Origin of the sequence: Streptomyces poonensis (assembly GCF_014650915.1) — a bacterium.
In the GTDB taxonomy this organism is placed as follows: Bacteria; Actinomycetota; Actinomycetes; order Streptomycetales; family Streptomycetaceae; genus Streptomyces; species Streptomyces poonensis.
In genome coordinates this window covers 192,579-211,945 of sequence record NZ_BMVW01000014.1, presented here as the reverse complement: position 1 = coordinate 211,945, position 19,367 = coordinate 192,579, and the positions used below count along the sequence as shown (strand labels likewise).

Genomic DNA, 19,367 nt, shown 5'->3' with positions numbered 1-19,367 from the left:
ACGCCCACGCCCACGTCCACGTCCACGTCCACGTCCACGTCCACGAAGCACCGTGCACACCGCGCCCCGCGTGAAGGGCCGCCATGCCCGCGCCGGGCCCGGCAAGGCGGCAGCGTCATGCGTGCGGCCGACCCCTTCCTCACCCGGCCATGACGGAAAGGACGTCCATGACCACGACCCTGGCTCCCCCGGTCCGCATCGGGAAGGCCGCTGTCGGCACCCTCGGCCTGCTGGCAGTCGCCACCGGCGCCCTGGAGTCGGTGGTGACGCCGACGCTCCCGCTCCTGCAACGCGAACTGCACATGAGTCCCGCCGAAGGGGCGTTACTCAGCATCGTGCTCCTCATCACCGGCGCGCTCGTCACACCGGTCGCGGGCAAGTTAGGCGACCGCTACGGCGGGAAACGGGTCCTGGTCCGGCTGATGGCGGTGGTCTGTGCCGGTGGTCTGGTGTCCGCCCTGGCGCCGAACCTGCCGGTGCTGCTGCTCGGTCAGGTCCTGCAGGGGGCGATGGTGGGTGCGCTGCCCCTGTCGTTCATCCTGGTGCGCGCACACCTCCCCGCGGGAGAGTCGAAGGTGGCCATCGGGGTGGTCAGCGGGCTGTTCGTGGGCGGCGGGATGGCGGGGACGCTGTCGGCCGGGCCCGTGGCGGAAGGGCTGTCCCGGCACTGGATGTTCGCGCTGCCGACGATCGCGGTCATCGGGGCCACCCTGCTGGTGAACAGGCTGATGCCGCACGATCCGCCGGGCCGGTCGGACGACGCCGGGACCGACTGGCCCGGCCTGGTTCTCCTGAGCGGGACGCTGGTCACGCTCATGCTCGTCCTCGCGCTGGCGCCCGACATCGGCTCGCGGCCCCTCGTGCTCGGCGCCCTCGTCGTGGTGCTGGCCGCCTTCGTGACCGGATGGACGGCCGTCGAGCGGCGTGCGGCCTCACCGATGGTCGATCTGCGCATGCTGGCACGGCCCGCGGTGTGGAAGTCGTGTGTGCTGACGTTCGTGATCTGCGTCGGTACCTCGGTGGCGGTCTATCTCGTCCCGCAACTGCTCGCGGCGCCCGCCGACGCGTACGGCTTCGGGGCCGACGCCACCGAGATCGGCTTCTACCTGCTGCCCGGCGCCGTGGCCGCGACGCTGGCCGGGCCGGTCAGCGGGATCGGGGCGCGGCGTTTCGGCTCGCGTGCCGTGGTCACCGCCGGGATCGTCCTCATGGCCGCCGCCCTGCTCGCCCTGGCAGCCGTGCACACCGAGGTCTGGCACCTCGTCGTCGGCAAGGCGATGATCTCGCTCGCCAACGGCCTGTGCGTCACGGCGATGGTGACCGGCACCGCCACATCCGTCGATCGAGGGGACACCGGCATCGCCACCGGCCTGGTCCTGGTGACCCGCGTGCTCGGCTACGCCGTGGGTGCGCAGGCCGGTGGTGCGCTCCTCACCGCCGCGACCCCTTCCGGATCGGACGTCCCGGCCGAATCGGCCTTCGTCACCGGCTTCGTCATAGCCGGCACCGTCACGGCGCTGTCCCTGCTCGTCGCCCGCACCATGAGCAAAGGAGTCAAGGAATGACCGGCACCGACCTGGCGAGGAACACCCGTACCACGCCGAGGCGCAAGATCCTGATATCCGGGGCCGGTGTCGCGGGGCACGCCCTCGCGTTCTGGCTGAACCGCTACGGATGCGCGGTCACGGTGGTCGAGAAGGCGGCCGCACTCCGTGACGGTGGTTATCCCGTCGACGTGCGCGGCACCGCACTCGAGGTCGTCCGGAGGACGGGGATCCTGCCGCGACTGCGGGACGCGCACATCGACCTGCGCCGGCTGACCTTCCTCGACGAGGACGGCGGCGAGGTGGCCACGGTCGCCCCGCACGCCGTCACCGGCGGTGTCGCGGGACGGGACCTGGAAGTGCGGCGCGGGGACCTGACCGACGCTCTCCACACGGCGGTCCGTGACGACGTGGAGTTCCTGTTCGACGACTCCGTCGACACCCTCGACCAGTCCGGCCACGGGGTCGACGTCACCTTCCGTGGGGGCGGCAGGCGTACGTTCGACATGGTGGTCGGTGCGGACGGTCTGCACTCACGTACCCGCACGTTGGTGTTCGGCCCCGAAGAGCAGTTCCACCGGTACCTCGGCTACTGCTTCGCCGGGTTCACCCTGCGCAACGCCTTCGGGCTCTCCCACGAGACCGTGATGTGGAACGCCCCGGGCAGGGCCGCGGCACTCTACGCCGTGGGGGACAACGACGACGTGCACGCTCTCCTGACCCTCGCCCACCCGGAACCGCCGTTCGACGCGTTCCGGACCCCGGAAGCCCAACGGCACCTGGTCGCGGCAGTCTTCGCCGACGCGGGATGGGAGGTCCCGGGCATGCTGACCGCCCTGCGCGACGCGGACGACCTGTTCTTCGACGCGGTCGGCCAGATCCGCATGCCCCGCTGGTCCAGCGGCAGGGTCGCGCTGGTGGGCGACGCCGCGTACGCGCCCTCGTTCCTCACCGGACAGGGCACCAACCTCGCGCTCGTCGGCGCGTACATGCTCGCCGCTTCCCTGGCCGACCGGGACCACGCCGCGGGCTTCGCCGCCTACGAACACCACACCCGCGCGTTCGTGACCGTGAATCAGGATCTGGTCGGCGAGGGTGATGCCACACTCTTCCCGACCACCGCCCGGGCACTGGAGCAGCGCAACGACCTGCTGCGCAGTCTCAGCGCCATGCCTGCCACGGCCACGGAGGGACGACCGGCCCATTCAGCCCTCACCCTGCCCGCACGCGTCCCCATGGCGTGAACCCGGGTACGCGCGCCCATGACGGGGGCGTCACCGGCGCCCCGGACCAGAGGTCCGGACCCGGCGCTGGTGGCGGCTCCCCTTCCCATACCTCTTGTACGCCGGACAGTCCGCCTCACAGGCGCGCGTCGGCGAGGTTGCCCAGCTCCTCGCGCGCGAGGCGGTGCGACCGGCAGGACTCGCCGACGCCTTCGACGGCAGCAGTCACGGACCTCCGGCCGACAGCCGCTCCCTGGGCGACGTACCGCCGGACGAGAACACCGTGGAAGCAGGCCGGGGAACGGACGACGTACTACGTGGCCGAGACCTGCGGTGACCGGCACCGCTACCGGATGGCCATGAGGCGTCACTGGGAGGTGCAGGACGAAGGCAGGACGTACCCATCGCGGTCCGGAAGCGGTGCGGGGGCACCAGCAGGGTGCACGCGTGCCTGTCACAAGGACATGCAGGACTCGTGCTCCATCCATGACGTGGAGGAGCCATACTGATCACTCCCCGCGGTCCGCCCTGGGGCGCCACATGGGCTGGAGCAGCGGGCCGCCGTCCGGCAGTACCACCGGTCCCCCGAGCGCCCGGAACCCGTGCCGCTCGTACAGCACCCGGTTCCGCGGCGAGCTGGCCTCCAGGTAGGCGGCCGTGCCCTGCTCGTCCACCCGCTCGAGCTGGTGGCGCAGCAGCGCCCCGCCCAGGCCGCGCCCCCGCAGCTCCGGCACGACCACGATCTGCGCGAGATACCAGTACGAGACCCCGGCCGGATGCCGCTCACCCACCAGTTCGTTCACCAGGAGGAGCCGGGGAAGGTCGTCGCCATACACCCGCCGCAGGACGTCGTCCGCATCGTCCCCCGGCGCCTCGGCCGCCGGCTCGACCCTAGGGCCGGCCCCAGCGTCCGAGTACTGCCACAGTGCCAGTCCGGCGACCGCTCCCCCCGCCTCGACGAGATGCACCTCGCCCGTACTCATCATCGCGGTGAGCCAGGCGGCGAAGTACTCACCCGCCTCCTCGGCCCGCCGCCGCCGGACCGCCGGGTCAGGTGTGATCCACTTCACCACGGCCTCGTCCTCCGCCGCCCGGGCCAGCGCTGCCGCCGCGGCAGCGGCGTCCTCCGGCACCGCCCGCCGGACCCTGCCGTCAGTCCTCATGTGCGTCCCCCGTGTACGTCGCTCATCTCCGCTCTTCGCGGACCGGCTGCTGTGCGCACTACAAGGGACGCCGTAACGACGGCCGAAGTTGACGGTGCCGGAAGGTCAGGCATGGACGATACGACGCTCGCTGCAGGAGGGAGGCGGGAGCCGGGCGGCACGGTCACCGCGGCCGTCAGCTATCCGCAGGTAACGGCGCCGGGGCTGACGGACGAGCGTGGTGAGCACCAGCTTCCCGCCGCGGTCGCGCTGCCGGCCGCCGCGCCGTCGGCACACGCCGACGGCAGAGGCGCCCTGGGCTCGCTGTGGCGAGGGACACACACCACCGCACACACCGTGGCCGGGCACAAGTTCGAGCAGCTCTCCTGAGAACTGAGCACCGAAGAGCTCCCTGACGAAAGCCGACTCTGCACGCAGTTCGCCGGCCACAACCGGCTGGCCCGCGTCACCATCCAACGCTGGGACCACAGCCACCGACGCTCCGGATCTCCTGGATACCCGCCGGTCGAAGCTGTCGTTCATCCGGTCGGTACCTCTCCCCCCGGAACCGGGAACTCATGACGCGCAGTTCTGGCACATCTTGGAAGCACTACGGGGTTTCACCCGGCGGCCGCCCGAAGCACGCACCTGGGGCCGGCGCCGCCGCACCCCGGTCGTGACCGTCAGCGGACGACGCTCGGGGCGCCTGTCGGTGGCCGGGCTGATCGCGATGCGGCCCGGTTGCCGGACCCGGCTCCGTCACCGCCTGCGCACCCGTCCCGCGGGCAGGGGCAGGCGCCGCAGCCTGGGCGAGCGGGACTTCATCGCGCTGGTCGACGGTGTCCACCAGCTCCTCAGGGCACCGATCGTGCTGGTGTGGGACCGGTTGAGCACCCATGTCTCCCACGCCATGCGCGAGCTGACCGCCGAGCGGGAATGGCCGACGGTGTTCCTGCTGCCCGCCTACGCACCCGACCTCAACCCGGTCGAGGGGGTATGGGCGCACGTCAAACACAGCCTGGCCGGCCTCGCCGTCGTCGCCCTCGACCGGCTCGAGTCGAGGCTCTCGTACGCAACCGGCTCAAAGGACTTCAGTACAGACCCGGCACCCTCGACGGCTTCACAGCGGGCACCGGACTGACTCTCGACGATCCAGCGTCACCTTCACGAGCCGAAGTCAGTAGTGCGCTCGCACGGGTGCGAACGCATACCCCTGATCGCCATGTCCAGCAACCGCCGTCCCGCCTGCGCGTCGCCCTCGTGGCCCTCCGTGGCGAGCGAGAGGGCGCTGACGAGCACGAGCAGATCCTCGGCGTGCATGCCGGGACGCACCTCGCCCGCCTGCTCGGCCCGTTGGAGAAGTTCGCCGGCCGCGGCAGTGATCATCTTCTTGCAGTCGTCGTTCTGCTCCAGCAGGTCGGCGTCCCGGCCGTCGTGCAGCAGCGAGGCAACCAGGCCGTGACTGGCTGCCGCATAGGCGTTGAGGTCGTGCAGCCAGGAGAAGAGTGCGGCAGCGGGGCCGCTCGATCGGGCGTGTTCCCGGGCCCGTGCGCACAGCGCTTCGACGCGGTCGTGGAAGACGGCTTCCAGCAAAGAGCGCCGGGAGGGGAAGTGCCGGTGCAGGGTCGCCGACCCCACGCCGGCCCGGCGGGCGATCCCCTCCAGGGAGGCGTTGGCGCCGTGGTCCGCGAAGGACTGCTCGGCGGCGGCAAGGATGCGCTCATAGTTGCGCCGGGCGTCCGCGCGCATGGGCCGTCGCGCTGCAGTGCCGGCCACGGTGACCTCCTGTGTTTGCTAACCGGGGTGGCTCTCCGGTTATCGTAGCGAAGATTAACTGGGGGGCCACCCCACTTTTTGGGAACCGAGAAAGCCCGGGAGGAACCGCTCATGTGTGCCATGCGTGCCGTGCAGTACGACCGTTTCGGTCCGCCGGAGGTGTTGCGCGTCAACGAGGTGCCCACGCCACGCCCGGGTCCGGGCGAGGTACTCGTCGAGGTGCACGCCGCCAGCGTGGACGCCGGGGAGATCGCCTTCCGCGCGGGCAAGATGCGCAGGTTCACCCGCGCCGGCCTCCCCCGCGGCGTCGGCGGCGACTTCGCCGGCCACGTCGCAGCGGTAGGCGCCGAGGTGCGCACCTGGCAGGCCGGAGACGCGGTGTGGGGAGTCATGCCGCACTTCGCCTTCGGCGCCATCGCCGACTACGTCGCCGTACCCGAGCAGCGGCTGGCCAGAGCACCCGGGAACCTGAGCCTGCTCGAAGCCGCCGCCCTTCCGGTGTCGGGCACCACCGCCCTGACCGCCCTGACGGACAAGGCCCGCCTCACACCCGGCGAGCGCCTCCTGGTCCGCGGGGCCACCGGAGGTGTCGGCAGCGTCGCCGTGCAACTGGGCAAGGCCCTCGGCGCCGACGTCACCGCCCTCGCCGGCGCCCGCAACCTCGACTGGGTCAGGGAACTCGGCGCCGATGCGGCCCTGGACTACCGCACGACCCGGCCGGAAGACCTTGGCCGCTTCGATGTCATCCTCGACATGGTCGGCACCGACCTCGGCGACTACCAGGCCCGCCTCACCCGAAAGGGACGCATGGTCGCACTCGCCTTCGACACGGACAGCGTCCTCACGTCCATGCTCGGCACGGTCCTGCGGGCCGCCGTCCGGCCCCGGCAGGTCAAACTCTTCAGCAACAACCCGTCCCCCGGCCGCATCGCCGAACTCACCCAGTACGCCGAGACGGGAGCCGTCCGTCCCGTGACCGACACGGTCTTTCCCATGACCGACGTCGCGGAGGCGCACCGCAGGCTCGAAGCAGGCGGCGTCCGCGGGAAGTACGTCATCGACATGCGGCGCTCATAGCGCGGCGGCGTCTGCCTCAGCAGGTTGTACGCCATCCCGTCGATCATCTCGGTGGCGTACCTCTCGCTGTTGTCGTCGGCAGTCCGGTCCAGGGGTGTCGGGGTCGACTCCGACACTTCCAGAAGGACGTCCGCGAGGTCGGCCAGGCTGCGGTACAGCACGGCGCTTACCGCATCGGCGTGGTGTCGACCCCAGTGGCACGCGGACCGTTCGGCGATCTCCTCCGCGAGGGTGTGCGCGGCGAGTTCGTCCAGAAGGCCTCCGTTCCCAAGACGTCCCTTCCTTGGGAACGGTGGCCGGAGGGTCAGCGCCAGGCCTGTCGTTCCTGGCTGCGGGGGTCGTCGACCTGGGTCCACTCGGCGTCGATGCGCATCGTGGCCCGGCGCTCGTCGTCGTACGGGTCCCAGCCGGGGTTGCCGGTCCTGGCGAACCGGACCCATGTCTCGTGCATACGGGCGGCGAGATCCGCGGGGGGCTTGTCAGGGCCGAGCAGGGCGGCGGATCCGTGCAGCTGCGGAAGGTGGGCGACATCGAAGACGAAGGGCAGCTCGACCGCGTGGGTGGCGCCGAGCTCTCCGTCCAGGGCGTGCGAGCGCCAGGCGAACTCGTAGGCGTAGGTGGCGGATGCGGGGCGGCCGGCATGAGCGCCGGCCAAGGCCCAGCTGCCTGCGCCGAACAGCGCGTCGCCCATGATGGCGGAGCGCAGCTCGCCGAAGGACGCCTCGGGGCGTGCCTTCCGGTACGTCTCGACGAGTCGCGCCGGCTGCGGGTGCGAGCGCGCCGCCGCATCGTCGACGTCACCGGCGGTCGAGGTGGCGTACTTGCCCACCGGAACCAGATAGAGGTGTCCCTCTTCGGTGTTGGTCCCGATGAGCAGGTCGATGTCGGCACCGAGGCCGGCGGCGACGGATTCGGCGGGCTGTGTGTCGAGGACCAGGCTGAAGGGGCTGAGTCCGATCAGCGGGTCGTGGTGCGTGCCGGTGTGCAGGTCGATGCCCGCGAGCCGGGAGGCGGCCTCGACCAGGCGGTCGTCGGAGATGTCCGCGAAAGCGTCGACCTGGGGCTCGATGCCCAGGACCTCGGCTGCTGCCCTGGTGACGCGGGCGGCCTGCTCGGTGGTGAACGCCCCCAGGCCGCTGCCGCTCTGGACGATCGCCCGGCGGAAGAGACCGGCGGCCGCCGGGGCGGCGAGGACGCCGCCGACGACGGTCGCCCCGGCCGACTGGCCGAAGAGGGTGACGTTCTGCGGGTCTCCGCCGAAGGCGGCGATGTTCTCCCGCACCCAGCCCAGCGCGGCGACGACGTCGAGCAGCCCGCGGTTGGCGGGCGCGCCGGGGATGTCGAGGAACCCGGCGATGCCGAGCCGGTAGTTGAGGGTGACGAGGACGACGCCGTCGCGGGCGAAGGCGGAGCCGTCGTACAGTGCGGACCGCGTCGATCCGGCGACGAATCCGCCGCCGTGGACGAACACCATGACGGGCAGGTCGCCGCCGACCTCAGGCGTCCAGACGTTGACCGTGAGGTAGTCCTCGCCGCGGCTCCAGCCGGTGCCGAAGTAGGGGGACATGTCGACGCTGCCGAGCTTGCGCTCGGACTGCGGCGCGTTGGGTCCCGGCGCGGTGGCGTCCCGTACGCCGTCCCACGGCTCGTGCGGCCGCGGCGGCGCGAAGCGGCCGGCGCCGCGGGGCGGGGCGGCGTAGGGGATGTTCAGGAAGGCGGTGGTGTCGCCCTGGCGCAGGCCACGGACGGCCCCCTGTGCCGTGGTCACGACGGGGTCGGGGTGATGGTTCACAGTGGTGCCTTTCCGCAGGGTCTCAGCCCTGCTCGGTGTACGGGGCGAAGGGGGCCCAGCCCTTGATGGCGAACGTGTCTCCCTCGCGTGCCACTTCGGCGGCGCCGTGGCCGCCGAGGTGCGCGGGGATCACGAGTGCGTTGTTGTCGGCCGCCCAGCCCAGCACCTTGCGGCGGGTGGCGCGGGCGCCCGCGGGGTCCTCGCAGAAGCAGCTGTTGGAGTCGGGCTCGAGGATCTGCACGGGGCTGTGCAGCATGTCCCCGACGAACACCGCGCGGTCCGTCCCGGAGGTGAGAGTCAGTACGGAGGAGCCGGGGGTGTGTCCGGGAGCGGCGTCGAGGCGGAGGTCGGCGTCGATCTGGTGGCTGTTCTCCCACAGCAACGTCTGGCCGGCCTGGTGCACCGGGGCCACGCTGTCCTCGAAGACGTTCTGGTTGCCGCGGCCGAGCAGTGGCTGGTGGCCGTTTCCGGGATTCCAGAAGTCGAAGTCGTCCTTCGGCATCAGATAGGTGGCGTTGGGAAAGGTAGGTACCCACTGCCGGCCGTCCAGGTACGTGTTCCAGCCGACGTGATCGATGTGGAGATGTGTGTTGATCACGATGTCCACGTCCTCGGGCTGGACGCCGGCGTGCGCGAGATTGGCCAGGAAGCCTGTTTCGAGGCGGTTCCAGACCGGCGCGTACGGGCGGTCCTTGTGGTTTCCGACGCCGGTGTCGACGAGGACGGTCTTGCCTCCGCTGCGCAGCAGCCAGGTCTGGATGGCGGTATTGACGATATTGGTCTCGGAATCGAGGAAATGCGGGGTCAGCCAGGAGGCGCTGTCGTTCCACACTTCCTTCGGACTTCCAGGGAAGAAGGTGTCGGGCGTCATTTCGGCGGAACCGAAGTACTCCCATACCCGTGTGATGGTGACGTCGCCGAGCGTGATTTGTTCCATGGGATGTCCTTGGTGATGAGGAGGTATCACTGGAACCGTACGAGCGGCCTCGGCGTGCGCGGTATCCGTAACGTGACTGCACCTGTGCGCATGGCCCGGCACCGGACCGGCCGCTTGTAGCCTGGATGGGCCAGAGCAAGGCGGCTCCGATCGAGAGCCGCATTTCCAGGAGACTCCGTGGACAAGCACACAGGCGACCGCGGTGCGGTCAGGGGACCGGAGCCGCATCCGGGAGAGCTGATCGTCGGCCGGGACGCGGAACTGGCACGCCTCTTCCGTGCGGTGGACTCGGTGTCGGCCGACCCGGTGCTGATGCTGGTCGGTGATGTGGGCACGGGCAAGAGCGCGCTGCTGGAGCACGCGGTGCGCCGGGCTGAGGCCGGCGGTGCTCGCGTACTGCGTGCCGAGGGGAGCGAGTCGGAGTCGAGCCTGGCGTTCGCCGCGCTGCATCAGTTGCTGCGGCCGGTGCCGGCCGAGGTGGACGGACTGCCGGGGAGGCAGCGCGCTGCGCTGCACGACGCCTTCGGCAAGGGGCCGGCCACGCCGGAACCCGATCTCATGCTGGTCGGGGTCGCCGTCCTGAGCCTGCTGTCAGGCCTGGGCGACCACCAACCAGTGCTCGTGGTGCTGGACGATGCGCAGTGGTTCGATCGTGCTTCCCTGGACGCGCTGTCCTTCGCCGCCAGACGGTTGGAAGGTGAACCGGTCACGATGCTGATCGGGGCCCGCGGCGGCGATCACCTTCCGGGATTCGACCGTCATGTGCCGACGCTGACCCTGGAACCGCTCGACAACGCTGCGGCCGCTCAGCTGCTGCGCCTGCAGCCGAAGAGCCCCACTGGCCACATCAGGTCGCGGATCCTCGACCAGGCAGGCGGCAACCCGCTGGCACTGGTGGAACTGACGAGGACAGCATCGGCACAGGACACGGCTGCGGGGCTGCCGTCCGCAGGTCCGCTTCCGCTCACCGAGCACCTGGAGCGGATCTTCGCCGCCCGCCTGAACGGCCTCCCCGCCGCCACCACGCGGGCTCTGCTGCTCCTGGCCGCCATGGACAGCGCCGACTCCGCGATCGCCCTCTCGGCCGGGCTGCCGCACGCCGGGGACGAGATCTGGCCGCCCGCCGAGCGGGCCGCACTGGTCCGGCGGACCGGCCACGACGTCCGGTTCCGCCACCCACTGGTCCGGTCCGCCGTGTATCACGCCGCCTCCCTGGGCGACCGGCGCGAGGCCCACCTCGCGCTCGCCGAGATGCTGCGGGACGAACCGGACCGGAGTGCCTGGCATCGTGCGGCCGCCTGCCCGCACCCGGACGCGGCCGTCTCGGCGGAGCTCGAACGGACCGCCGGACGGGCCCGCCGCCGCGGCGGCCATGCAGCGGCGGCTCAGGCCCTGCAGCGCGCCGCGGAACTCGCACCGCAGCGCGAGGACAGTGCCCGGCTGCTGGTCGAAGCCGCCGCGGCAGCCGTGTTCACCGGAGACATCGCCTGGGTCGAGGAACTGGTCGCCGCGGCACGCACGCGCACGGCTGACGCAACCCTGCTGGCCTCCGCCGCCGTGCAGGCCGGACGGCTGGCGGTCCTGACCGTCCGCCACCCCGTGGTCTTCTCCCGGCTGGCCGACGCGGCCGAGGAGTTGACGGTCTCCCAGCCCGCGGCCGCGCTGGACCTCGTGGCCGGCGCCGCCGTGGTCCGCTTCTACTCCGGGGAGGACACCCAGCGCCACCGCATCCAGGACATCCTGCGGCGCCTTCCCGAGAACGCCCCACACGCAGGCTTGCGCACCTGGGTGAGGACCGTGTCGGGCCCCTTCGACGACCGGGACCAACTCCTCTCTTCGCTGCCGCGGTTGATCGCCGAGGCGAAGGACCGGCCGGAGCGGCTCACCGCCGTCGGGATCATGGCGTGGCTCCTGGACGAGACTCCGCAGGCCGTCCGCGCCTTCGACGAGGCCTTCGACCGCTGGCAGGTGCGGGGAGCGCTGCCCGAGGGACTGGGCGGCGCGGTCGCCTGGGCCTATGCGGAGCGAGGACGGTGGGAACAGGCCCGTGAGGCCTGCGCCCGCACCACCGCCATCGGCCGGGTGGCCGGCCTCGACCACGCCGTGGCCTGCGCGGCCGCGGTGGACGCCACCCTGCTGGCCTTCCAGGGCGATCCGTCCTCGGCCCGAACCCGGGCCGAGGACGCGCTCACTCTGATCGATCCGCTGGAAAGCCGCTCGGTCGCCGTCTACGCCCATCGCGCGCTCGGTGCCGCGGCAGCCGCGGAAGGCGCCTACGAGACCGCGTACGGCCACCTCCGCATGGTCTTCGCGGCAGACGGCGCGCCCATGCACTACCACGCCTCCTACCCGGCCCTCGCGGATCTGGCCGCCGCCGCCGTGCGCTGCGGCCGCCACGAGGAGGCTGCCACGATCGTCGAGCGCTCGGCGGCTGCGCTGGCGGACCACGCTTCGCCTCGTCTGCGTGCGCTGATCAGCCGAGCCCGTGGCCTGCTGGCGGACCCCGAGGACGCCGAACCGCACTTCCGGGCGGCTCTGGCGGACCCGGTACTGGAGTACTGGCCCTTCGAACGTGCACAGACCCTGCTCGACCTCGCCGAGTGGCTGCGGCGCCGTCGGCGCATCGCAGAGGCGCGTGGGCCGCTCACCGAGGCCCTGGAGATCTTCCGTCGCCTGGGCGCGCGCCCGTGGATCGAGCGAGCCCGGGCCGAATCGCGCGCCGCCGGCCTCGACGCCACGGATGCGGCCCCCGACGCGCTCGCCGAACTGTCCCCGCAACAGCAGCAGATCGTCCGGCTCGCCGCCCGCGGGCTGACCAACCGTGAGATCGGCGAAAGGCTCTTCCTCTCCCCGCGCACGGTCAGCTCGCACCTCTACCGCAGCTTCCCCAAGCTGGGCATCACCGCCCGTTCCCAGCTGCGCGACCTCGTCGAGGGGACCCTCGCGACTGCGGCCCACCAGGAACAGGGACACCGTCGGGGTGCAGGTCGGCGATCAGCAGGGTGGGTTTGTCGACTGGATCCGACACCACCTGTCGCTCAGAGCTGAGAACGCCCGGTTTCGACGGAGGGCGATGTCTCTGAGTTCTGGCGACACCCGAGGACTTGCGGTGGGGGCAGGGACGTGCTCTGCGGGATGAGGCAGCGATGGCGCCACCGAAGTCCAAGGTCGACCCGTACGCGGCGATCCGCCGCAGGGCCCGGGCCAAGATGCCGTACCGAGCCTTCATGCGTGCATACGGAGTCGGGTTCCGCACGGTCAAGGCCGCAGCAGGCGGGCTCCTCCGGCCATAGTCACTCAGCCCTCACCGCAGGCCCGCAAGTCTTCTCGAGGAGCGTGAATGACTTGGGCGCACCGCCCGGCTGCGGCTTGCCTGCCTTGTGGCCAACGACCCGGTATCCGGCGTCCAGGTAGTAGGCGTTCAGGCGTGTGTTGTCGGCCAGGCAGTCCAGACGCACGACCGCCCGCCCCGCCGCAGCAACGCGGCGCTCCGCAGCGCTCAGCAGAAACCGCCCCGTCCCCGGCCGGGCGCTGCTGCGGTCCACCATCAGCCGATGCACGTAGCCGGCCACCGGCGGCTGTGGTCCCCAGGCGTCCTCGTCCTCCCACCACAGCTCCCAGGCCCCGGCCACGCGGCCATTGGCCTCGGCAAGCCAGACCTCACCAGTCGCCATGGACCGGCGGAAGTGGTCCTCATCCAGCTGGCCGGGCTGCCACTGGCCGGTAATGCCCTGGGCAAGCATCCAGCGGGCAGCGTCGTCGCGCAGTCGAACCAGAGTGGCGAGGTCGGTGTCGCCGGCGAGGCGCAAGTGCAGATCATTCACGTCGCGATCCTCGCACGGGCCCGCACGGGCGCTCGACACCGTCCCTGCAGTCACAGCTGCGCCAGCGTTGCCAGCTCTCATCGACATTTTCGAGCTGCCTGATCGCGTGTTCCGGGCCGAGGATGGTGCGCAGCGCCGACTCACTGACGGACAGCGCGGCGCCGGACGGCCGGTGGCGGTCGGCGCGCTCCAGGAGTATGACCTCGTGGCCCTGCCTGGCCAGCGCGATGCCGGCCATCAGCCCGGCCAGGGAGCCGCCGATGACGAGCACATGGGCGGTCGAGGCCGCATCGTGGTGCATGGAGTCCTTCCTTGCGTGGGCGGGGGGAGGCGGGTGAGGCGGGGCCGCACGAGTCCCGTGGCCCGTGCGGCCCCTCAGCGGTTGCGCCGGTCAGGCCTCGGGGATCTCCGCGCCGTGCTCGGCGAGGGTGATCGACTCGGGGTCCGGTCCGCCGCGGTGGCCGGTGTCGAGCGCGTCGATCGCCGCGAGTTCGTCGCCGGTGAGGGCGAAGTCGAAGACGGCGAGGTTCTCGCGCATGCGCTGCGGGCGCACGGTCTTCGGGATGACCGCGATGCCGCGCCGCAGCAGCCAGCGCAGGGCCACCTGCGTGACGGTCTTGCCGTGTGCCTCGGCGATCGCGGTGAGCACCGGGTGATCGAACAGATCGGCGCGGCCCTGGCCGAGCGGGCCCCAGGCGGTCATCTGCACGCCGCGCTCGCGCATCACCTAGAGGTCGGTGTGACGCTGGAAGAAGGGGTGGGCCTCGATCTGGTTGACCGCGGGCCCCACCTCGTTGTGGTCGACGAGTCGGTCCGGGTAGAAGTTCGAGGTGCCGATCGCCCGCGCGGTTTCGTCCGCGTCAGCGTGGGACCAGTGGACCGGCGGGCGGCACAGCGGAGCAGGCAGGTCCCTACACGTCGTCGCAGGTTTCGCGTACGTAGCCGGAGTCGCCGTCCGTCACGACGTCCAGGTCGCGGCGGACGATGCTGATGTCGTCGCTCCAGCTCTCACACGCGCGCTCCAGTCCTCGCTCGGTGTACTCGATCACCATCACGTTGTCGCGGAAGGCGTCGACGTAGTCACCGCACTCCTCGTACGCGCCGCACTCCTCGACCACCGCGAAGTCGAGGCCCACCTCCTTGCGGGCGGGAGCCAGGTCGACGGTGTTCTTCTGCCCGATGGCCAGACCCTTCTTATGGGCATGAGTGGCGAGCAGGGTGAGGAACGCCTTGGCGTCGTTCGCGCTGAGCAGGTCGTCGGGGGCCCGCGTGTAGCTGTCGTAGTTGTCCGGCTCGACCGCCTGGAAGCCCTTGGACGCGCACTGGTCGATCCAGCCGTCGACCTTCCTGGCGATCCGCTCGCGCTTGGCGGCGGTGCCGATGTCCAGGATCGCCTCGCCCCAGTCCTCGTCCATGACGACGTCGCCGTCGCCGTCGCGCAGCAGCAGATCGGAGTCCCAGTCCTGCTCCGCGTCCGGCTGGGCCTGGAAGGCATTGACGTAGCAGATGTTGTAGAGGCCGGGCACGGGCGACGCCGTGCGGTCACGGGTGACGATCTTCGTGCCGTTCGGCGGGACGTAGGGGCCGCCGAGCTGGTAGTCGAACCCGGCGTGCACCGGGGGAAGCGTGACCTTGTCCGTGCCACCCGCATCCTGGGCGTCGTCGGAGGCGTCGCCCGAACAGGCCGTGAGGAAGGAAGCGAGTGCGGCCGACGCCGCGAGCAGCGTGGCGGCCCGACGGGCGGGAAACCGGTTGTGACGCATGACTGGCGGGCTCCGTATGAGGGGACACGTCCCCGCCTCGGACGCGACAACGGTCCTGGCGACTCGGTCCGGGCTTACGGCGCTGATGCCGCTCTACCGGCTGGGCGTGCCTGTGGGCCGACGGCTTGCCGACGGCCGCTGACGACGCTAAACGATCAGGAAACCGCACGTCAAACCAGGTGACCGAATCCGGTATCGAGACGGGAGCCAGGACCGGGACCTGCCCGGTGCCCCGGCGGCCGGCTGACCGCCGGGAAGTACTTGAGGTCGGAGGCTGTACAGGCGTTCTCAAGCGCTACGGGCTTCGGTGCGGGCACGGCCGTACGGACAAGGGCCGGCTCAGCTGCGGACCGACCGGCCGCCGGTCACCGGCCACCGCGGCATCCTGTGGCAGGGAAACGCACAGCCGCGCAGGCAGGGCCCGGTCACGGTACGGCCCGGTGCGGCGGTCGAGGACGACATCGCCGCCGCCCCGAGCCCCTGCCGGTCGTCGGCTCCCTCAGAACCCCGGGACGGGGGCGATGTCCGGCCACCACGGGGGTACGCCGCTGGGGCAGTCGTAGGTGGGCCGCTCCAGAAGAGCGAGAGGGCGCACCAGGAAACGGCGAGGAGTGTCACCACGAGGGCGAGGAAGTGAAGGAAGGGACGGTTCCCGAGGAGGGCGCCGACCGCCACCCAGCTCAGCAGCAGGACCATCCATCGGCTTCAGGGAAGCACCGCAGCCGCACCGCTCATCGCTGTATCCACCCCGCTCCGCACGCCTGACCAGCGGAGGACCGGCCCGTCCCGGGACGGACGGGCCGGTGTCGAGCTGCCCCACCCGTCCCCTTGAGTCTTCATCACAAGAAGCCGTGAGGATCATGTGGTGGTTGATCTTGCTGGTCAAGGAAGGCGCCACCACTTCCCCGGCGCCACGGGCGAGTATCTCCCGAGGACCGAACGCGTCACCACAAACAGCCGCCATCATCCCGGAAGTAATCACCGACAACGAGGGCGATGCCCTGCTTCAACACAGCATCGCCTGTCCACCGAGGTTTCTACGACAGACGACGTGGGCTCCGGCGGTGTCGGAGAGGACGGTGGTGCCGTCCGGGGCGGTGTAGGTACGGTCTGTCCCGGGCCAGGATTCCAACTGCCCGTGCCGGCCCGGCTGATTACCGGTGTATTACGAGGCATGCTCGCCGGTACCCCGGCGAAGAGTGTGCGGGTTTGCTGGGCTCATGATGGGGCGGCCGTGAGCGGTCGGCCCGCTCCCCCCTTGCAGGAGGTCCAGGTGTTCCGTGTGTCCCGCCGTACCGTCGTGCCCGTCGTTCTGCTGCTGACGTTCGCCGCCGGTATCGGGCTCTGGCTCTTCCAGCCCTGGAAGGCGTTCACCGACACCACGGTGAACGAGGCCCTGCCGACCGCCGCCGGCCCCGCGGTGCAGGAAGGGACGCAGAGGGAGGACGAGGCCGGTATGAAGGGCGGCGAGCCGTCGACGGGGGACCGGCATCCGGTGGACCTCACCGAAGGCCGTTTCGTCACCCATGAACACGACACCAGCGGCATCGCCCGCACGGTCCGGCTCCTGGACGGAAGCCAGGTGCTGCGGTTGGAGGACCTCATGACCTCCGAGGGGCCGGATGTACGGGTCTACCTGTCGACCCGGGACGCCGACGCGGTGAAGGAGGGGCTCGGGGACGGGGCGGTCGCCCTCGGGAAGCTCAAGGGCAACCTGGGCAACCAGAATTACACCGTCCCGGCCGGTACAGACCTGTCCGCGTTCCGCAGCGCCGTGATCTGGTGCGAGCGGTTCTCGGTCTCGTTCGGCGCCGCCGACCTCGCCCGGGTGACGGGCTGACCCGATGAACGCCCGCCCCGCTCCCGCCCGCCGCGTCCTCGTCGTCGAGGACGACCCGACCGTCGCCGAGGTCGTCACCGGCTACCTCACCCGCGCAGGCTATGAGATCGCGCACGCCGCCGACGGCCTCGCCGCCCTGGAGCTGACCGCGGCCCTGCGACCGCAGCTGGTCGTCCTGGACCTGATGCTGCCCGGTCTGGACGGCCTGGAGGTGTGCCGCAGGCTGCGGGCGGGCGCCGGGCCGCCGGTACCGGTGGTGATGCTGACCGCGCGCGGTGAGGAGGCGGACCGGATCCTGGGGCTGGAGCTGGGCGCGGACGACTACCTGACCAAGCCGTTCAGCCCGCGCGAACTGGTCCTCCGGGTGGCCGCCGTGCTGCGCCGCGCCGAGGCACCGCCGCCCGCTGCCGCCGCGGCGGCCCTGCGCGCCGGTGACCTGGCCGTCGACCCGGCCGCGCGGCGAGCCGTACGCGGCGACCGGGAGCTGGCCCTGACAGCGCGCGAGTTCGACCTGCTGCTCTTTCTGCTGCGCCATCCCGGCCAGGTGTTCTCCCGCGAGGAACTGCTGAGGCATGTGTGGGGGTGGGATTTCGGCGACGTGTCGACCGTCACCGTGCACATACGGCGGCTGCGTGAGAAGGTCGAGGACGATCCGGCTGCCCCGGAACTCATCAGCACCGTGTGGAGTGCCGGATACCGCTTGGACCCGCCCGGACACGGGGCGACACAGGCAGGCGACAGGAACCTCCGACCATGATCGACATGCTGGTCATCGTCGCCCTGGCAGCCCTCGGCGCGTTGCTCGCCGGGCTGCTCGCCGTCCCCGCCGTCACCCTGCTGCGCCGCCGCTCGGTCGTCCTGTCGATGTTCGCGGTGGCCGCGCTCGCCGTCGTCGCCATGGCGGCGGGCACCGTCGCGGTGGCACTGGAGATGTTCCTGTCGGGACACGACTTCCGCGTGGTGCTGATCGTGGTCGCCGTGTCGGGCGCGATCTCCCTCGCCGCGGCACTGCTCTTCGGGCGCCGGATCGCCGCGGGCAGCCGGGAACTGGCGGCCGCGGCATCCACCGTCGGCAGCGAGGCCGGCTTCGTGGCCCCGGCGGACCCGCCCACCGCCGAACTCGCCGCACTCGCCGCCGCCCTGGAGCAGACCGGCACCCGGCTGAAGGCGGCCCAGGCGCGCGAGCGGTCGCTGGACGCGTCGCGGCGCGAGCTGATCGCCTGGATCTCGCACGATCTGCGCACCCCGCTCGCCGGACTGCGCGCGATGGCGGAGGCCCTGGAGGACGGCGTCGCGCCCGACCCGGGCCGCTACCACGCCCGCATCCGCACCGAGGTCGAGCGGCTCTCCGGCATGGTCGACGACCTCTTCGAGCTGTCCCGCATCCAGGCCGGGTCCCTGGAGCTGACCCTGACCCGGGTCTCGGTCTACGACCTGGTGGACGACGCCCTCGCCACGGCCCGGCCGCTCGCGGACGAGCGAGGGGTACGGCTGCTGGACGGCGGCATCGCGCCCCTTCCGGTCCGGGTCGACGGCCAGGGCATCACCCGGGTTCTCGGCAACCTGCTGGTCAACGCCATCCGGGCGACACCTGCCGACGGAACCGTCGCGGTGAGCGCGCGCCGCCGGGACGACCGGGTGGTGCTCACGGTCGAGGACGGCTGCGGAGGCATCCCCGAGCAGGACCTGCCGCGGGTGTTCGACACCGGCTGGCGCGGCGGCCGGGCCCGTACGCCACCCGGGCAGACGATGCCGGCCTCCCCTGGTACCTCCGTGGGCGTGGCGGACGGGATGACGTCCCCTCCTCGTGCCGCCGCCGCGGGACGGCTGCGGCATGGGGACACCGGCGCGGGACTCGGGCTCGCGATCGTACGCGGCATCGTCGAGGCCCACGCCGGACACGCCACTGTCCGTAATGCCGGCGCGGGATGCCGCTTCGAGATCACCCTGCCGGCCGCCGACGCCCGTCGGCCGGAACAGGCCGTGCCGGACCGGCGTCCCCGGCGGGCGGCTCGGTAGGCGCGGGGAAGGACGGTGCGGAGGGTTCGAACGGGGCCGCCGGCACCTGGGGGGGCGTGGTGTCCGGGGCCGCCGCCCGTGAAGCGCCGCAGCACCTGCTCGCCCGCTACGGCGCCCAGGAGGAGGCGGCCGCCCGGGAACCCGTTCACCGAGTGCTTCCCGAGCACCCAGCAGGAGTGCGGGCTGGACGGCTACCGGATCCGCCGCTGTCCCGGTCGGCACCGCCATATGCCCTTGACCTCCCGTGTCCCCTGCCTGACCGTCTGCTGGTCCGCGAGCTGGACGAGGATCGCACCCGGAAGGCCGCAACCTGCACGCCCCCGCCGAGGAGCTGCGGGCGATGATCACAACGTTCGCCGACGTCGGCTCGGCCACTGGAATGCTGATGCGGACCCCGCCGGCCGTCCGACAGTCCCTGCGGGCATGACGT

At 71.5% G+C, this 19,367-nt stretch carries 16 protein-coding genes and 1 pseudogene; 9 read left to right on the top strand and 8 right to left on the bottom strand.

The window, feature by feature from the left end; translation table 11 throughout:
- The first annotated feature begins 167 nt into the window (after positions 1–167).
- Entirely contained in the window at positions 168–1,565 is a 1,398-nt protein-coding gene (locus tag IE242_RS28480) for an MFS transporter (protein ID WP_189864214.1), read from the top strand.
- Positions 1,562–2,788, top strand: a complete 1,227-nt coding sequence (locus IE242_RS28475) for an FAD-dependent monooxygenase (RefSeq protein ID WP_189864212.1) — start codon at positions 1,562–1,564, stop codon at positions 2,786–2,788. The genes IE242_RS28480 and IE242_RS28475 overlap by 4 nt, the downstream gene beginning before the upstream one ends.
- Positions 2,789–3,276: 488 nt before the next feature.
- Here IE242_RS28475 and IE242_RS28470 read toward each other — a convergent pair whose 3' ends face one another.
- Positions 3,277–3,930: a GNAT family N-acetyltransferase gene (locus IE242_RS28470; protein ID WP_189864210.1), complete on the bottom strand. Its 654-nt coding sequence runs from the start codon at positions 3,928–3,930 to the stop codon at positions 3,277–3,279.
- 111 nt (positions 3,931–4,041) lie between these two features.
- Here IE242_RS28470 and IE242_RS28465 point away from each other — a divergent pair, with 111 nt between their 5' ends.
- Positions 4,042–4,299: a hypothetical protein gene (locus IE242_RS28465; RefSeq protein ID WP_189864208.1), complete on the top strand. Its 258-nt coding sequence runs from the start codon at positions 4,042–4,044 to the stop codon at positions 4,297–4,299.
- 241 nt (positions 4,300–4,540) lie between these two features.
- Positions 4,541–5,073: pseudogene (locus IE242_RS28460) on the top strand (transposase); the annotation flags it as partial.
- On the opposite strand, the gene IE242_RS28455 reads toward IE242_RS28460, so the two are convergent.
- A complete protein-coding gene (locus tag IE242_RS28455; RefSeq protein ID WP_189864206.1) occupies positions 5,074–5,685 on the bottom strand; it encodes a TetR/AcrR family transcriptional regulator in 612 nt (203 codons plus the stop codon).
- Between the two features lie 120 nt (positions 5,686–5,805).
- On the opposite strand from IE242_RS28455, the gene IE242_RS28450 reads away from it, so the two are divergent.
- Positions 5,806–6,762: an NAD(P)-dependent alcohol dehydrogenase gene (locus IE242_RS28450; RefSeq protein WP_189864314.1), complete on the top strand. Its 957-nt coding sequence runs from the start codon at positions 5,806–5,808 to the stop codon at positions 6,760–6,762.
- Positions 6,763–7,066: 304 nt separating this feature from the next.
- Here IE242_RS28450 and IE242_RS28445 read toward each other — a convergent pair whose 3' ends face one another.
- Together IE242_RS28445 and IE242_RS28440 are read right to left on the bottom strand one after the other, a co-directional pair.
- Entirely contained in the window at positions 7,067–8,554 is a 1,488-nt protein-coding gene (locus IE242_RS28445; protein WP_189864204.1) for a carboxylesterase/lipase family protein, read from the bottom strand.
- A 22-nt stretch (positions 8,555–8,576) separates the two neighbouring features.
- Complete coding sequence (locus tag IE242_RS28440; RefSeq protein WP_189864202.1) at positions 8,577–9,491, bottom strand: MBL fold metallo-hydrolase; 915 nt, start codon at positions 9,489–9,491, stop codon at positions 8,577–8,579.
- Between the two features lie 177 nt (positions 9,492–9,668).
- Here IE242_RS28440 and IE242_RS28435 point away from each other — a divergent pair, with 177 nt between their 5' ends.
- Positions 9,669–12,539: a helix-turn-helix transcriptional regulator gene (locus tag IE242_RS28435; protein WP_189864200.1), complete on the top strand. Its 2,871-nt coding sequence runs from the start codon at positions 9,669–9,671 to the stop codon at positions 12,537–12,539.
- Between the two features lie 245 nt (positions 12,540–12,784).
- Here the strand turns inward: IE242_RS28435 and IE242_RS28430 are convergent, their stop codons facing one another.
- The 4 genes from IE242_RS28430 to IE242_RS28415 all read right to left on the bottom strand — a co-directional run bounded on the left by IE242_RS28430 (position 12,785) and on the right by IE242_RS28415 (position 15,078).
- Positions 12,785–13,315 (bottom strand): GNAT family N-acetyltransferase, encoded by a 531-nt coding sequence (locus tag IE242_RS28430; protein ID WP_229859561.1) that lies wholly within the window; start codon positions 13,313–13,315, stop codon positions 12,785–12,787.
- Positions 13,308–13,616, bottom strand: a complete 309-nt coding sequence (locus IE242_RS28425; RefSeq protein ID WP_189864195.1) for an FAD-dependent oxidoreductase — start codon at positions 13,614–13,616, stop codon at positions 13,308–13,310. The genes IE242_RS28430 and IE242_RS28425 overlap by 8 nt, the downstream gene beginning before the upstream one ends.
- Before the next feature lie 90 nt (positions 13,617–13,706).
- Positions 13,707–14,039: an aldo/keto reductase gene (locus tag IE242_RS28420; protein WP_308436791.1), complete on the bottom strand. Its 333-nt coding sequence runs from the start codon at positions 14,037–14,039 to the stop codon at positions 13,707–13,709.
- A 187-nt stretch (positions 14,040–14,226) separates the two neighbouring features.
- Positions 14,227–15,078, bottom strand: coding sequence for an endo alpha-1,4 polygalactosaminidase (locus IE242_RS28415; protein WP_189864193.1), 852 nt, complete (start codon positions 15,076–15,078; stop codon positions 14,227–14,229).
- Positions 15,079–16,351: 1,273 nt separating this feature from the next.
- Between IE242_RS28415 and IE242_RS28410 the strand changes: the two genes are divergently transcribed.
- From IE242_RS28410 to IE242_RS28400, 3 genes are read left to right on the top strand one after another with little or no spacing between them, the layout of a single operon-like run.
- Positions 16,352–16,918 (top strand): DM13 domain-containing protein, encoded by a 567-nt coding sequence (locus IE242_RS28410; protein WP_229859560.1) that lies wholly within the window; start codon positions 16,352–16,354, stop codon positions 16,916–16,918.
- Between the two features lie 4 nt (positions 16,919–16,922).
- Complete coding sequence (locus IE242_RS28405; RefSeq protein ID WP_189864190.1) at positions 16,923–17,675, top strand: response regulator transcription factor; 753 nt, start codon at positions 16,923–16,925, stop codon at positions 17,673–17,675.
- Entirely contained in the window at positions 17,672–18,937 is a 1,266-nt protein-coding gene (locus tag IE242_RS28400) for a sensor histidine kinase (protein WP_189864188.1), read from the top strand. The genes IE242_RS28405 and IE242_RS28400 overlap by 4 nt, the downstream gene beginning before the upstream one ends.
- Positions 18,938–19,367 lie beyond the last annotated feature (430 nt).